The organism is Metabacillus sp. 22489 (genome assembly GCF_052044855.1).
Taxonomy (GTDB): Bacteria; Bacillota; Bacilli; order Bacillales; family Bacillaceae; genus Metabacillus; species Metabacillus niabensis.
Genome location: NZ_JBQENT010000020.1, coordinates 69438 through 84491, shown reverse-complemented (window position 1 = coordinate 84491; position 15054 = coordinate 69438). Strand labels below are relative to the sequence as shown.

General features: G+C 35.1%; 16 protein-coding genes. 12 read left to right on the top strand and 4 right to left on the bottom strand.

The window, feature by feature from the left end; translation table 11 throughout:
* Nucleotides 1-273: 273 nt before the first annotated feature.
* Entirely contained in the window at nt 274-1176 is a 903-nt protein-coding gene (locus ACTJJ9_RS13470; protein WP_095302663.1) for a LysR family transcriptional regulator, read from the bottom strand.
* A gap of 138 nt (nt 1177-1314) precedes the next feature.
* On the opposite strand from ACTJJ9_RS13470, the gene gltB reads away from it, so the two are divergent.
* A complete protein-coding gene (gene gltB, locus ACTJJ9_RS13465) occupies nt 1315-5880 on the top strand; it encodes a glutamate synthase large subunit (RefSeq protein WP_145581590.1) in 4566 nt (1521 codons plus the stop codon).
* A 15-nt stretch (nt 5881-5895) separates the two neighbouring features.
* Nucleotides 5896-7380, top strand: a complete 1485-nt coding sequence (gene gltD / locus ACTJJ9_RS13460) for a glutamate synthase small subunit (RefSeq protein ID WP_145581589.1) — start codon at nt 5896-5898, stop codon at nt 7378-7380.
* 60 nt (nt 7381-7440) lie between these two features.
* Here gltD and ACTJJ9_RS13455 read toward each other — a convergent pair whose 3' ends face one another.
* The 3 genes from ACTJJ9_RS13455 to ACTJJ9_RS13445 all read right to left on the bottom strand — a co-directional run bounded on the left by ACTJJ9_RS13455 (nt 7441) and on the right by ACTJJ9_RS13445 (nt 8272).
* A complete protein-coding gene (locus ACTJJ9_RS13455) occupies nt 7441-7740 on the bottom strand; it encodes a spore coat protein (protein WP_095302657.1) in 300 nt (99 codons plus the stop codon).
* A complete protein-coding gene (locus ACTJJ9_RS13450) occupies nt 7737-7946 on the bottom strand; it encodes a DUF892 family protein (RefSeq protein WP_095302655.1) in 210 nt (69 codons plus the stop codon). The genes ACTJJ9_RS13455 and ACTJJ9_RS13450 overlap by 4 nt, the downstream gene beginning before the upstream one ends.
* A gap of 104 nt (nt 7947-8050) precedes the next feature.
* Nucleotides 8051-8272 carry a hypothetical protein gene (locus tag ACTJJ9_RS13445; RefSeq protein WP_145581588.1) on the bottom strand — a complete coding sequence of 74 codons (222 nt, stop codon included), beginning with the start codon at nt 8270-8272 and terminating at the stop codon, nt 8051-8053.
* A gap of 173 nt (nt 8273-8445) precedes the next feature.
* On the opposite strand from ACTJJ9_RS13445, the gene ACTJJ9_RS13440 reads away from it, so the two are divergent.
* The 10 genes from ACTJJ9_RS13440 to ACTJJ9_RS13395 all read left to right on the top strand — a co-directional run bounded on the left by ACTJJ9_RS13440 (nt 8446) and on the right by ACTJJ9_RS13395 (nt 15040).
* Nucleotides 8446-8853, top strand: coding sequence for a hypothetical protein (locus tag ACTJJ9_RS13440; RefSeq protein ID WP_249922065.1), 408 nt, complete (start codon nt 8446-8448; stop codon nt 8851-8853).
* A 258-nt stretch (nt 8854-9111) separates the two neighbouring features.
* Entirely contained in the window at nt 9112-9342 is a 231-nt protein-coding gene (locus ACTJJ9_RS13435; protein ID WP_145581587.1) for a hypothetical protein, read from the top strand.
* Between the two features lie 104 nt (nt 9343-9446).
* Nucleotides 9447-9902 carry a CoxG family protein gene (locus tag ACTJJ9_RS13430; RefSeq protein WP_145581586.1) on the top strand — a complete coding sequence of 152 codons (456 nt, stop codon included), beginning with the start codon at nt 9447-9449 and terminating at the stop codon, nt 9900-9902.
* A 113-nt stretch (nt 9903-10015) separates the two neighbouring features.
* A complete protein-coding gene (locus ACTJJ9_RS13425) occupies nt 10016-10345 on the top strand; it encodes an antibiotic biosynthesis monooxygenase family protein (RefSeq protein ID WP_145581585.1) in 330 nt (109 codons plus the stop codon).
* A gap of 359 nt (nt 10346-10704) precedes the next feature.
* Nucleotides 10705-11013, top strand: coding sequence for a hypothetical protein (locus tag ACTJJ9_RS13420; protein WP_095302645.1), 309 nt, complete (start codon nt 10705-10707; stop codon nt 11011-11013).
* Between the two features lie 93 nt (nt 11014-11106).
* On the top strand, nt 11107-11409 hold the full coding sequence (locus ACTJJ9_RS13415; RefSeq protein ID WP_095302643.1) for a hypothetical protein: 303 nt from the start codon (nt 11107-11109) through the stop codon (nt 11407-11409).
* A 156-nt stretch (nt 11410-11565) separates the two neighbouring features.
* Complete coding sequence (locus ACTJJ9_RS13410) at nt 11566-12057, top strand: PH domain-containing protein (RefSeq protein WP_095302642.1); 492 nt, start codon at nt 11566-11568, stop codon at nt 12055-12057.
* A gap of 1 nt (nt 12058) precedes the next feature.
* Nucleotides 12059-13543, top strand: coding sequence for a PH domain-containing protein (locus ACTJJ9_RS13405; RefSeq protein ID WP_145581584.1), 1485 nt, complete (start codon nt 12059-12061; stop codon nt 13541-13543).
* Nucleotides 13544-13872: 329 nt separating this feature from the next.
* On the top strand, nt 13873-14769 hold the full coding sequence (locus tag ACTJJ9_RS13400; protein ID WP_095302639.1) for a sulfite exporter TauE/SafE family protein: 897 nt from the start codon (nt 13873-13875) through the stop codon (nt 14767-14769).
* A gap of 112 nt (nt 14770-14881) precedes the next feature.
* On the top strand, nt 14882-15040 hold the full coding sequence (locus ACTJJ9_RS13395) for a Fur-regulated basic protein FbpA (protein ID WP_095302637.1): 159 nt from the start codon (nt 14882-14884) through the stop codon (nt 15038-15040).
* Nucleotides 15041-15054 lie beyond the last annotated feature (14 nt).

The window sequence follows — 15054 nt, the reverse complement described above, 5'->3', positions numbered from 1 at the left end:
ATGGCGGAAGTTATAGATTATCAAACGCTTTATCACGTGCAAGATAAATTAAAACGATTGGGTGGCAAAACTCTGCAAAATTTCTTGCGCAACTATGCACTTTTTTCTTGCAAAATACAGCTCAAAATGAGATTGGAAATACTACTAAAGTAAAAATGAACAAATTAAAATACAAAAATGCAGATAATGTAATAGGGGAGATTTTAATTAATAAAAATGAGTACTACCAAAGAAATTAAAAGGATAGTACTCATTTTAAAATGGACAAACATATTACTGGTATTGTTCAAGCATAGAGAAAAAGTCTTTAACGAATTGGTAAAATACTTTCTCAGAAGGGGCAAGCTCTCTTTTCTTTGATACAATAATTCCGACTGTTCTTCGTACGATTGGTAATTCTATCGGCAGTTTTACAGTAAACCGTGGGATTGCCTCTTGGAATGTGCTATCTGGCAGTAAAGTAACACCAATTCCGGCAGAAACCAAACCTTTAATTGCATCAAGGTCCTCTCCTTCAGATGAAATGGTTGGGATAAATCCTGCTTGTTTACAAGCATCAACAGCGATTTCATGTAAAATATAACCCCTTGGAAATAATACAAATTCATCGCTTCGTAATTCATTTAATAGCACACTTTTTTTCGTAGCAAGTGGATGACTAATAGGAACGAGAGCAGAAATGTTTTCTGAAAATAAAATGGTTCCTTCAATTTCAGGAACATTAAGCGGGACTGGTCCTAAAAATGCTAAATCAATTTCACGATTAATGACAGCATCAATTAAAAAACTATATGAGCCTTGTCTTAAGTGAAATGAGACATTAGGATACTTTTCTTTGAACGCAGAAATGATTGTAGGTAACAAATGACTAGCAAGACTTGTTGGAAAGCCTATTTTTATAGAACCTCTTTCAGGATCTAAATATTCATCGATTTGCTTTTTTGCATAGTCAATTGCTTTAATTGCGGTTTTTGTATGTGTTAAAAATACCTTCCCTATGGGAGTAAGTCTAACATTTCTTCCTTCTCTTTCAAATAACGTAACCCCTAACTCTGCTTCTAAATTTGCAATTTGTCTACTAATGGCAGATTGTGCTACATGTAGATATTGTGCCGCTTCCGATACGTGTTCACGCTCAGCGACTTCCATGAAATAGTATAACTGTCGTAATTCCATAAGCTTCCTCCGATCATATATCTCAATATTAGATTGATCTTATCTAAATTATATATTGTTAGTATCATTTTGTGAATATATAATATAGTTATCTTGGATATAAACGGGTGTAAGAAAATCTTACAAGGGGGAGATAATATGACTTACAATCAAATACCTAAAGCACAAGGTCTCTACCGTCCTGAATTTGAACATGACGCATGCGGTATCGGTTTATATGCTCATATAAAAGGCAACGCTACACATGATATTGTAAAAAAAGGACTAAGTATGCTTTGCAAGTTAGACCATAGGGGAGGACAAGGTAGTGATCCTCTTACTGGAGACGGCGCAGGGTTAATGGTGCAAATTCCAGATGCCTTCTTCAAAAAGACTTGCCAAGATATGAATTTACCGAAAAATGGACGTTACGGCGTAGGAATGATGTTTTTTTCAAATGATGACGTTGAGCGTGAGAAAATTGAACAACAATTGAATCATTACATTGAGGCTGAAGGCCAAACATTATTAGGCTGGAGAGATGTGCCAGTTGATGTTAATGTGATTGGTCCTGTTGCAAAAAAGAGTTGTCCAGTAGTCCGACAAGTTTTTATTGGGGCAGCTGATTCAATTGAAGATAAATTAACATTTGAACGTAAACTTTATATAATTCGTAAACAAGCTGAAAATTGGGCGAGGGAACGAGAGCATCGTTTTTACTTCACTAGCTTGTCAAGTAGTACGATCGTTTATAAAGGGCTTCTAACTCCAGACCAAGTTGATGCTTTTTATTTAGACTTACAAGATGAAGATTTCGTTTCCGCTTTTTCTTTAGTGCATTCCCGCTTTAGTACAAATACATTTCCTTCATGGGAAAGAGCTCATCCAAATCGTTATTTAATTCATAATGGAGAGATAAATACGCTTCGTGGAAATATGAACTGGATGAAAGCAAGAGAAAAGCAATTCATTTCAGAAGCATTTGGTGAGGATCTTGAAAAGGTATTACCAATTTTAGATTCAGATGGAAGTGATTCATCGATTTTAGATAATGCATTTGAATTCTTTGTATTAGCTGGCCGAAAGCCTGCACATGCCGCGATGATGATGATTCCTGAACCTTGGACTGAAAATCCTCATATGAGTCCTGAGAAGAGAGCTTTTTACGAGTATCATAGCTGCTTAATGGAGCCATGGGATGGTCCGACTGCAATCTCTTTTACAAACGGAAAACAAATCGGTGCGATTCTTGATCGAAATGGATTACGTCCTGCACGTTACTATGTAACGAAAGATGATTATATTATTTTCTCATCTGAAGTTGGGGTTGTTGACGTTGAAGAGTCAAATGTTCTATACAAAGATCGATTAAGTCCAGGTAAAATGTTGTTAATTGATTTGGAAGAAGGTCGAATTATTTCTGATGAGGAAATAAAAGAAGAAATGGCAAATGAAAAGCCATATCAGGATTGGTTAGAAGAACAACTAGTAAAATTAAATTCTACTGAAGAGTTTGTTGAGGAAGTTGTAACAGATATTATAGATAAGCAACGAGCATTCGGTTATACGTATGAGGATATTCAAAAGTATTTATTACCGATGGTTACTGAAGGAAAAGATCCGCTAGGCTCTATGGGGAATGATACACCACTTGCAGTTTTATCAGATCGACCACAATCATTATTTAATTACTTTAAACAATTGTTTGCACAAGTAACAAATCCTCCAATTGATGCGATAAGGGAACAAATTGTTACTTCGACAATGACCTTGCTTGGCAACGAGGGGAATATCCTTCATCCAACAAAGGAAAATGCAAGAAGAATTCAATTAGATTCTCCAGTGCTTTCAAATAATCAATTAGCACAAATTAGATTAAATCTATTTTCAGGATTTACAAGTAGAACGATCAAATCTCTATTTACTGAAAATTTAGAAAATTCCTTAAATGAACTTTGTCAGGAAGCTGATAAAGCAATTGCTGAAGGTGTAAACATCATCATCATTTCTGACCGTGAAATGGATGCTAGCCATATAGCAATCCCTTCATTATTAGCAGTAAGTGCTTTACATCAACATTTACTTCGTCAAGGTACTCGTACAAAAGTGAGCTTAATTATAGAATCTGGTGAAGTAAGAGAGGTTCATCATTTTGCAGCACTTATTGGGTATGGTGTTGATGCAATTAATCCTTATTTAACTTTTGCTTCATATAAAGAAGCTATAAATGACGGAAGCTTATCATTAAGTTATGAGGAGACAGTTGAGCGTTATATTAAAGCTGTTACTGAAGGTGTCGTAAAAGTAATGTCAAAAATGGGAATTTCCACAGTTCAAAGCTACCGTGGTGCACAAATTTTTGAAGTTGTTGGTATAAGCTCAGAAGTAATTGATCGTTACTTTACGGGAACAGCATCACAGATTGGTGGAATTGGCTTAGAGACAATCGCATTAGAAGCAAAATTACGTCATCAAGAAGCGTATTCGGAAAAAGTTGATAAAACATTAGATTCCGGTAGTGATTTCCAATGGAGAAAAACGGGTGAACATCATGCGTTTAATCCAACAACAATTCATACATTGCAATGGGCATGTCGTAAAAATGATTACAGCTTATTTAAAAAGTACTCTCAAGCAGCAAATGAAGAACGAATCGGCTTTTTGCGTAATCTATTTTCATTCACTAACAAAAGACCTTCAATTCCAATTGATGAAGTTGAATCAGTGGATTCAATTGTTAAACGTTTCAAAACAGGTGCAATGTCATTTGGTTCATTAAGTAAAGAAGCACATGAAACTTTAGCGATTGCGATGAACCGATTAGGTGGAAGAAGTAACAGTGGTGAAGGTGGAGAGGATTCAAAACGGTATATTGTTGATGAAAATGGAGACTCACGGAGAAGTGCAATTAAGCAAATTGCTTCAGGACGTTTTGGTGTAAAGAGCCATTATTTAGTTAATGCTGAGGAATTGCAAATTAAAATGGCACAGGGTGCAAAACCTGGTGAAGGCGGACAATTACCGGGAAACAAAGTCTATCCTTGGGTTGCTGAGGTTCGTGGTTCAACTCCTGGAGTTGGATTAATCTCACCTCCTCCTCACCATGATATTTACTCTATCGAGGATTTAGCACAACTAATTCATGATTTGAAAAACTCAAATCGAGATGCACGGATTAGTGTTAAGTTAGTTTCAAAGGCAGGAGTCGGCACAATAGCGGCAGGAGTCGCAAAGGGTGCTGCAGATGTTATTGTCATTAGTGGATATGATGGTGGTACTGGTGCTTCTCCAAAAACAAGTATTAAGCACACAGGATTACCATGGGAGCTTGGCCTAGCAGAAGCTCACCAAACATTAATGTTAAATGGATTACGCGATAGAGTAATTCTTGAAACAGATGGTAAATTAATGACAGGTCGTGATGTTGTCATGGCTGCGCTTTTAGGCGCAGAGGAATATGGCTTTGCAACAGCACCGCTTGTTGTAATGGGTTGTATTATGATGCGTGTATGCCATATGGATACTTGTCCTGTTGGGGTTGCAACGCAAAATCCTGAATTAAGAGATAAATTTACAGGTGATCCTGACCATGTCGTGAACTTTATGCGTTTTATTGCGCAAGAGGTTAGAGAAATCATGGCTGAGCTTGGATTTAGAAATATGGATGAAATGATTGGAAGTACAGACATCTTACAGGTAAGCGACCGTGCTAAAGCACATTGGAAGGCGAAAGATCTTGATTTATCAACTCTTCTTTACCAGCCTGAAGGACCACGTACTGCGAAGATTCAACAAAACCATAAAATTGCTGAGTCATTGGATATGGTCGAAATTTTACCTGCTGTTGAAAAAGCAATTATCTCAGGAACGCCTGTTGAAGCGTCCTTTAAGATTAAAAATACGAACCGTGTTGCAGGTACAATCATTGGCAGTGAGATTTCAAAACGATATGGGGAAGAAGGATTACCAGAAGATACAATTGTTCTTCGCTTTACAGGCTCTGCCGGACAAAGCTTTGGAGCGTTTATCCCTCGTGGTGTGACAATGTTGTTATCAGGGGATTCTAATGACTACTTAGGTAAGGGGCTTTCCGGAGGTAAAATAATCGTCGCACCTCAAAAGGAATCAACGATTGAACCATCTGACAATGTAATTATTGGAAATGTATCGTTCTATGGAGCAACAAGCGGTGAGGCTTATATTAATGGTGGTGCTGGAGAGCGTTTTGCGGTACGTAATAGTGGTGCAAATGTTGTCGTTGAAGGTGTAGGTGACCATGGCTGTGAATATATGACTGGAGGTCGTGTTGTTATTCTCGGTGATGTTGGTAAAAACTTTGGAGCAGGGATGTCTGGTGGTATTGCATATGTTCTAGCTGATAATAGTGATGAATTTAAAAAGCTATGCAATCTTGAAATGATAGAGCTAGAGTCTATCGTTGAAGAGAAAGAAATTCAATCATTAGAAGATATGATTCAAAATCATTTCGATTATACAGGTAGTAAAAAAGCAGAGTATATCCTAGATAATTGGAATGAAGTTTTACCGAAGTTTGTTAAAGTTATCCCTAAAGATTACAAACGAATGATGGAACGAATCGAAGAGCAACTACAAGCAGGTTTATCAGATGAAGATGCAATTATGAGTGCCTTTGAAGAAAATGCTAAAAGTGAAAAAAAAGGAACGTCATCAAATAATGTACGTTCAAAAGCAGTTGTACAGTAGAAAGGGGAGAGGAAGATGGGGAAAGCAACAGGATTTTTAGAGTTTAAACGTGAAAAAGCGGCTGAACGAGAGCCGCTCTCACGTCTAAATGACTGGAAAGAATATTCAGCTCCTTTCTCTGAGGAAAAGTTAAGTAGACAAGGAGCACGTTGTATGGATTGTGCAACACCTTTCTGCCATATTGGAACAGAAATTAATGGGTATACTTCTGGGTGTCCAATCCATAACTTAATTCCTGAGTGGAATGACCTAGTCTATAAGGGGAGATGGAAAGAAGCGCTAGAACGATTAATGAAAACGAATAATTTTCCGGAATTTACTGGGAGAGTGTGCCCAGCTCCCTGTGAAGGTTCTTGTAACGTAGCGATCTCTGACCCGGCCGTAGCGATTAAGAACATTGAAAAAGCCATTATTGATAAGGGATTTGAAAATGGTTGGATAAAGCCTCGTATTCCAACTAAACGAACAGGCAAGAAAATTGCAATCGTTGGATCAGGTCCAGCTGGTTTAGCAAGTGCTGACCAATTAAACCAAGCAGGACATAATGTAACTGTATATGAACGTGCAGATCGACCAGGCGGGTTGTTAACTTATGGAATACCAAATATGAAGTTAGACAAAGATGTTGTTGAACGACGTATTTCTCTTCTGTCACAAGAAGGAATTACCTTCATTACTAATACTGAGGTTGGGAAGGATATTACCGCTGAAGAGCTCCGTGAGCAATATGATGCTGTTATCCTTTGTGTTGGTGCTCAAAAGCAGCGTGATTTAGTAATAGAAGGTCGTGAAGCAAATGGAGTTCACTTTGCAATGGATTATTTAACAACTGCTACAAAGAGCTATCTTGATTCAAACTTTGGAGACGGAAAGTTCATTAATGCTGAAGGTAAAGATGTCATTGTCATCGGTGGAGGTGACACAGGTGCTGACTGTGTTGCAACTGCACTTCGTCAAAATTGTAAAAGTGTTGTTCAATTTGGTAAGCATCCTAAGTTACCAATGTCACGTACAAAAGAAAATATGTGGCCAGAAGCACCACATGTATTTACTATGGAGTATGCATATGAGGAAGCAGAAGCTAAATTCGGCAACGACCCTCGTGAATATTCCATTCAAACAAAGAAGCTTGTAGCTGATGAAAATGGTAATTTAAAAGAGCTTCATACAGTGCAAATGGAAAAACTAAAAGATGAAAATGGTTTATACTATTTTAAAGAAATTCCTGGAACTGAAAAAGTATGGCCTGCTCAGCTTGTCTTTATTGCTATTGGCTTTGAAGGAGCGGAACAGCCTGTATTAAAGCAGTTTAATGTTGAAACAACAGCAAGAAATGTTGTTGCTGCTAAATATGGAGATTTTAGAACAAATGTTGAAGGTGTTTTTGCTGCTGGTGACGCTAGACGTGGTCAAAGTTTAATTGTATGGGCTATTAATGAAGGTAGAGAAGTTGCTAAAGAAGTTGACAAATATTTAATGGGTAGTACAGTTTTAGCTTAATATTAGAAAGAGAATGGCATGATGAATCATAACTCATCTATGCCATTCTTTTTTGTATGTTTAAGATTCAGGAAGGTCCATAGCAGTTTTAGCGGCATTTAAATCAACAGTTAATTGTTCAGACATATTATTAGGATGATAATAGCCCTTTTTCACCATATAATGAAATATTTGTTCGTGGGTATCTACAGCATCGTTTAAATATTGCTTTAATGTATCTCTAACTTCTGGAGTAGAGGATTCGGTTATAGCTAATGCGAGATTTTTAACGCCTGTTTTAGCAGCGATTAAAAAGTCTGTTGCAACTACTTGGTCTGTCATAGCACCCATACCTGCCATATTTTGCATCATGTCATTCACGAATTGTCACCTCGATTTGTTATGAATTCTTGAATTCTTTGAATTTGTTGTTTTGATTTAGTCACATCTTGTTCAAGTATTGCTTTTAGCTCAGGGTCTTGTATTAGTTTGCTCATTGTAGCTGATTTCGTTAAGCATGTATTTTTGAAAGTTAACAATTCATGAAGCTCATAAGTTTCGTGTGGTGCTAAATATTGTGTGTCCATTATTTACATTCCTCCTTTTGATTTAAATTCACACAAGAAGTAGTTTGGCCATTTTTCATAAAGCTATCGCATGAAGATTTTGGGCAATATGTAGGTTAGTTGATCTACTCCAAAATTACACCAGTCTGATAATTCTCCATAAAGCTCTCTACGGCAGTTTCTAAATGATCACTGGAATCAGGTACTTGAACAATGACTTCATTCCGTTGATTGACGGCTTTTATTGTGACATTATCAAATCGATTGACATTAAGTTGGACACGCAGGTCATTTGCTATGGAATTTGCATCAAACTTATCTTGAATAAGATATCGATAATTTTTCATTATGAACAACCTCTCGTTAAATGGTAATTTAAACATCAATAATATTCTCCATACAACAAAATCTAATTCATTTATGTAAACTTACACGATGTTTGAGTATAAAAATAATCACGATTTTAAAGGCTTTCCGTATATTGTATAGTGCTATGAATGAGAGGAGAAGATCGATAAACATGCAATTATTTTATTGTTACCGTGATGCTTACCCTTCCTATATGCGGGAAAATTATCAACAAGTAGTATTAAAGCCACAGTGCCAAATTCCATATCAACTGTTTTATCGACAGCTACCACAGGTTGACCCTTCCTTTTTTGAAGAGTCTGTGAAATCGATGCAGAAATTATTGAGTGAAGCAAGTTTGGTCTTGACAAAATTAGCTAGTTCGAAGTCATTTGCTCAAAAAGTCATGACCGCCGCCCAAGCCTCTAATATGGTAGAGGTAGAACGATTAATAAAATCTACTGGAATACATTCAACTGTTGAGACAGCATTTAATCCAGATGGGATTATTTTAAAATTATCTTCAAAAATAGGAAATTTAGAATGCTGTCATTTATCACTAGGGTTAAGGTGGCAATAAATTTGAAGGAAAAATTGAGAAGGAGCAAACATTATCGAAAGAATATAAATGTATTGTTTGGATAATGTTTGCTCCTTTTTTTGTGGATGATTACATTAATCGAAAAGAAGCTTTCCAGATTAACTTTTTTTAAGGTGGAACAAATGTAGGAGCAAGAAAAATCCGATGTAAAATGGGTGAATGACCTAAGGAATATGATGGGTACATAACATATTTTGTTAACGAGTAGTGAAATACCTAATTTTGGAGGGGAAACTTGTGCAAAATCAATACTATCAAATTGACAATGATGAAAGAATATTCGGAAGACCGTTCGGAAGACCATTCTTTTATGGAAGACCTTTTTTTGGAAGACCAAGACCATTTTTTCCAGGACCTTTTTTTGGTGGGGTTTTAGGTGGGGTACTTGGCAGTGCCATATTTAATCCGTATTTATATGGGTATTATCCGTATCCTTATCCATATCCTCCATATGGTTATTGGTATTAATTTTTGCATGTCCTTATCTTTTTTCTGGAATAACTTTATCGATCGTGGAATAAGGTTAGATTGGTTCCATCATATTGATTGACAGAAGAAAGTAGGGGGATTTATTGGCAAATAATTTGTATAAAGTAAAAGCTGAATTACCGATCAAGGCAATTTGGAATTTTGTTAGCATTATGGATAATTGGGCACCTCTTGTTCCAGGCTATATCGAACATACTATAATAAATGAAAGTGAATCGACATGGACATTTAAAACTGATTTAGGCTTAATAAAAAAGAAAATTCAATTAAAAGTAGATATTACAGAATGGATTGAGCCAGAGAAGGTGACATTTAAGCTAACAGGAATCAATGAAAAGATTTCTGGTAACGGATATTTTGAAGCGAAAGCATCTGATCAAGAAAGCACATTCATAACTGGATATCTTGAGATTATTCCAGAAGGAGCTATGGCAAAAATGATTCAATCAAAGTTGAAGAAAAATCTTTCTGAGATGACGAAAGAAATGACAGATGCGATCATAGAAAAAATTAAGGAACAAGAAAAAGTTATTAAGTAGAAACTATTGTTAAGGTGAAATGAAGTAAATCCACCCGATAGTAAATAAATTGACAATGATAATTATTTTCAATTAAAATAATACGTATATATATATGAAATGGAGCTGGGTGGATGTTTGTTCAGATGAAAACTATTACTGTAACAGAAGGAAACGCTGATCAAGTTGTCAATCGTTTCTCAAAGGAAGGTATTATCGAAAAGCAAGAAGGATTTATTGATTTATCGGTATTGGTGAAAAAGGTAAGACGTGGAGATGAAGAAGTTATTGTCATGATTCGCTGGGAATCGGAAGAGCATTGGAAAAAGTGGGAAAAAAGTGAAGCTCATATCGCTGGTCATAAAGCAAAACGCGGTAAGCCGAAACCTGAATACATTGTTCATTCAGAAGGTGGGCTATATGAAATTAAAAAAATGAAAAAGCCCGAAATTCAAGAAATTTAAAATAAAAGCTGCCCTATTTATGTAGGAGCAGTTTTTTTATGTTTACATATGTAATAGCTTTAGTTGATGTAAGAAGTAATTCATGGGAATTTTATAAGTAGGAGTCAATTAATGCAAGCGATACGTTAACAGCTTTTGTGAGCTCCTATAACGCTTATAAAAACTAGATTGTTAGGAATGAAATAACTAACTTAATTTGTAAAAGAAAATTTAATACAGTAAATTAACATAATTATCATTGGTGTTATCCTTTTACCTCTTCAATTATAAATATCAATGTTTTACTTAGTAACGCTAGCACATGCCATTTCTTTTATCTTGAATATAGTAATCATATAACAAAGGAAGGAGGGGATTACATGAGTAAATGGAAGAAAAAAAGAAATCACTCTGAAGAAAATGCAGATCAAGTAGAAAGTCTAGCAAAAGCTAATGCAGATGTTGATAATGAAAATGACTTATTTGCTGAAAATGAGCTAGATAACGAGAATGATTTAAAGAATAAAAATCGAAATGTGAATGTTGCTAAAGTTGTAAATAGCGGTAATTCACATGTCAAAATTGATATTGAATCAGAATCTGAATCAGACTCTGACTCTGACTCTGATTCTAACGCAAAATCACACTCAAAGGCTCATAATGAGTCTAATGAGAAAAAAGGTCACTAATTTAAAATGGAGTAAAATAGCTATTTTTGGCTATTTTACTCTCCTTTCAAGCCTAAAGAAACAAACTATTGGTAAGAGGGAAGGGTGTAACATTTGAAAAATAATGTTGTTCCAATTGATGAGCAAGTTTCAAAGTTACTCGAGAAAAGTTTGCAAGCAAATGCTGCGACCTTAAGTCATAGTGGTAATTCCGATGTAGATATTACAATTCATGTAGATACAAAGCCGATTGCCTTTGCGATGTTATACTCATTATTAGCAACGAAGCAGCTTTCCAATGAAGAATTTGAAAAAGCTGTTAGAAGATTAGATTCATTGAAAGGTAATTACGAGAAACCTAGAAGTAAGAGGAATTATAGTACTCCTAAATTATATGAAGGAAGAAATGGAAGATAATCTAGTTATCTTCCTTTACTTTATTTATTTCTAAAGTAAGTTTCATAGGTTTATTAATAAAATTGCCAATATACTAATCTCATATTGATGTAGAAGGATATAAATGGTAATTTAATGATAATAGTATAATATTTTTTGATTTAAAGGATGGTTGAAATGGATTCAGAAATTAGTGCACCGCAGAAAAAATTATCTAAAAATGCAATTAAAGTATGGATGATAAGTGATTTAATTTCAGATTTAATTGGCTTTATTGTACTAGCAGTTTTATTTTACCTCGATTATCATTTTTCTTGGCTAGAGTGGATTGGTTGGATATTAATCGGACTTGCCGTACTTGCAGTGTTATCACCGATTTGGTCGATAATGAGGCCATTTCTTCTTTATAAAAATTGGCGTTATGATGTAGACGAAGAGTTTTTAAAGTTAAAATTTGGGGCAATATTTGAGGAGCATCATCTCGTTCCAATGACAAAGATACAAGCTGTTTCAACAAGCCAAGGTCCGATTTATCGAAAATATCGGTTGTTTTCCGTTAAAATAGAAACGATGGGGTCCACCCATACTATTCCTGCGCTTTCAGAAGAAATAGCAACAGAATTACGCAATAAAATTGCTTATTATGCAAAAATAAAGGAAGTAGAATAGTATGAAAGCAAAGCGATATCATTTTTGTTTAGTCATTTTCGAATTATGGAAATTGTTCCGAAATACTTTTTTTATTGGATTTTACCTTTATGTTATTAAATATGGTGAGGAATCCGCTTTATTTAAATATGGTAGAATGGCCTTTGTTGCTTTGATGTTTTTTGCTGTCATCTATATTTTATTAAAGTGGATGACACATAAATATGAGCTTGACGATCACTCATTTCATATACATAAAGGAGTTTTTGTTAAATCAAAACAAACAGTACCTTTTAGTAAAATACATAATATTACAAAGCATACATCGCTTTTTCATAAAATATTTAATATGACTTCTATTCGATTTGAAACAAGCTCGACAGATGAGGACACAGATATAGTGTTTAAAGTGATTACGAAAGATGAGGCAAATCGCATAGAAGAACATGTTGCAAATCAATCTAGTGAAGAGGCTATACATGATGAAATAGAACACGGGGAGCAAGGGCAATTCGTAAGTGAAAGGAAAATTCATTTTAGCCCATCGAGGAACGAACTTATAAGAGCATCCTTTACATCTCTCAGTTTTTTACTTTTTATACCGATAGTAGCCTCGTTTTATTCTAAACTTGATGACATATTTCATATTGAGAAGGAAGCAGAAGGAATAGTTTCCAATATCATCAATTCATGGTGGATAGTTACAATCCTATCGGTCCTATTCATTCTCTGTTCAGTTATTTTTGGTATGATTAGAACGTTCCTTAAATATGGAAAATATGAAATATCATCTGATGATAATCGAATTTATATACATAAAGGAGTGCTTGAGGAAACAGCTTTTTCTATTGCAAAAGATAAAGTGCAGGCTATCGAGATTGAGCAATCATTAATGAAAAAAATTCTTGGACTTGCTGAGGTCAAGTTAACAAGTGTCGGAAGCATGAAGATTGGCGATGAAAGTTTAGATGTAAATACTTTATATCCATTTTTGCCTGTAAAACAAGCGTATAAAATAGTATCGGATCTGCTACCATCGTATAAGGTGGAAGAAGCAATGGTGCGTTTACCAAAGAAATCATTTTGGGTCCGATTATTAAAGCCGAGCTGGATTTGGATAATTGCGACAGCAGTTCTCTTTTTTGTTAAACCAAAGTTTTTTCAATTAGAGGAATCTTGGTGGTTATGTTCCATTTTATTGTTAGTTATCATAATGATAGTAAGAGTTCTTAATTATATAAATTCTGGCTATCTTTTAAACGAACAATTTATTCAAATAAAACACGGTGGATTAACGACAACACTATTTATTTCAAAACGTGACAAAATTATTGAGGTTGTTGTAACAAGAACATTGCTTCAAAAGCTCTTTGGTCTATCCTCAATAGCTACGACGAATCGTGCGAATCCTGTTGAGCAAAATAAGCTAGATGATGTTCCAATTGAAATAGGCAGGGATTTTTATTTATGGTATATGGCAAGAAGAGCTGAGATTCATATTGAATAATGTTTAGGCAAACCTTTTTAGTAAAAGTTCTTACTTAAAATATGGAGACTCACGACTATCTTTCACTTCAAGTGGAAATCAAATGAAATGCTATTAATAAAGAGTAACAGAGTTTCGAAAACAGGCCCTTAGAAAGCATAAAAGATAATCTAAATTTATTTAGGTTTTTATAAATACAAGTTGACAGGTAGGAATAATGTGGATTATAATTTGTAACAAATATAAAATGAAATAAAGAGCCGATCGGAAAACCGAAGGCATAACCTACTCCAAATAGGGAGGGTTATGCCTTTTTTTATTTCGTTTTTATCAAAAAAAGAGGTGTAAAAATGAAAAAATTAATTATTTTTGCTTTTATCGGATTGTTAGCTCAATTAATCGACGGTGCCCTTGGAATGGCATATGGAGTAACTTCTACATCACTATTATTAGCTTTTGGCATTGCACCTGCAGTTGCTTCGGCTTCTGTTCATTTAGCAGAAGTAGTAACAACAGCTGCATCAGGGGCATCTCATATCAAATTCGGAAATGTTGACAAACAAACCGTGTTTCGCTTAATTATTCCAGGTTCAATTGGGGCTTTTCTAGGTGCAACATTTTTAAGTAATTTACCAGGAGATAGTGCGAAACCATTTATTTCATTATTCCTTCTTCTTTTAGGAGTATATGTTCTCATCCGTTTTTTATTTAAATTTCAGCTTAATGAGGTGAATCGAGAAAGGTCTTTAAGTTTAAAGCAGTCAATACCGTTAGGATTTATTGCAGGATTCGCTGATTCAACTGGCGGTGGAGGCTGGGGGCCTATCGCTACACCGGTATTATTATCGCAGAAAGGATTGAGCCCTAGAAAAGTTGTCGGAACAGTTGATACGAGTGAATTTGCAATTGCCATCTCTGCAACTATTGGATTTCTCATTTCTCTTGGTTGGGAGCAAGTGAATTGGCTTTGGGTTGGAGCATTAATGGTTGGTGGACTAATTGCTGCTCCAATTGCCGCATGGTTAGTTCAGAAGATACATGCACAGCTAATGGGGGTATTAGTAGGTGGTTTTATTATATTAGTTAATGCGAGAACGTTAGTAAATACGTGGGTTTCTGATACAAATGTATATCCTTACATTTATGCCCTTATTATTGTGATTTGGCTCACCGCGATATTTGTTACAATCACAAAAATTCGTTCAAGTCGACATGTACATCGGGACGAAAAGTCAATTGCTGAATAGAATAAACATTATTAGTGATATATAGGGTACTGTCAACTAAATTCAGTTCCCTTCCTCTTTCGTTTATTTGTAGATAAAGGCTGTAATTTATAAATATTTAGGAGGTAAAGGAATGTCACAATTACGTGAGGCGGTATTGCGGAAAAAAGAAAGATTAATAAAAAAATTACTTGCATTAGGTGTATACAAAAAGGATGACCTTCACCTATATGAATTAACATTATCGGACATAGAGAAAGAATATAATAAAGAAATCGAACGAAAAAAATGAAGAAGTACTTTTGA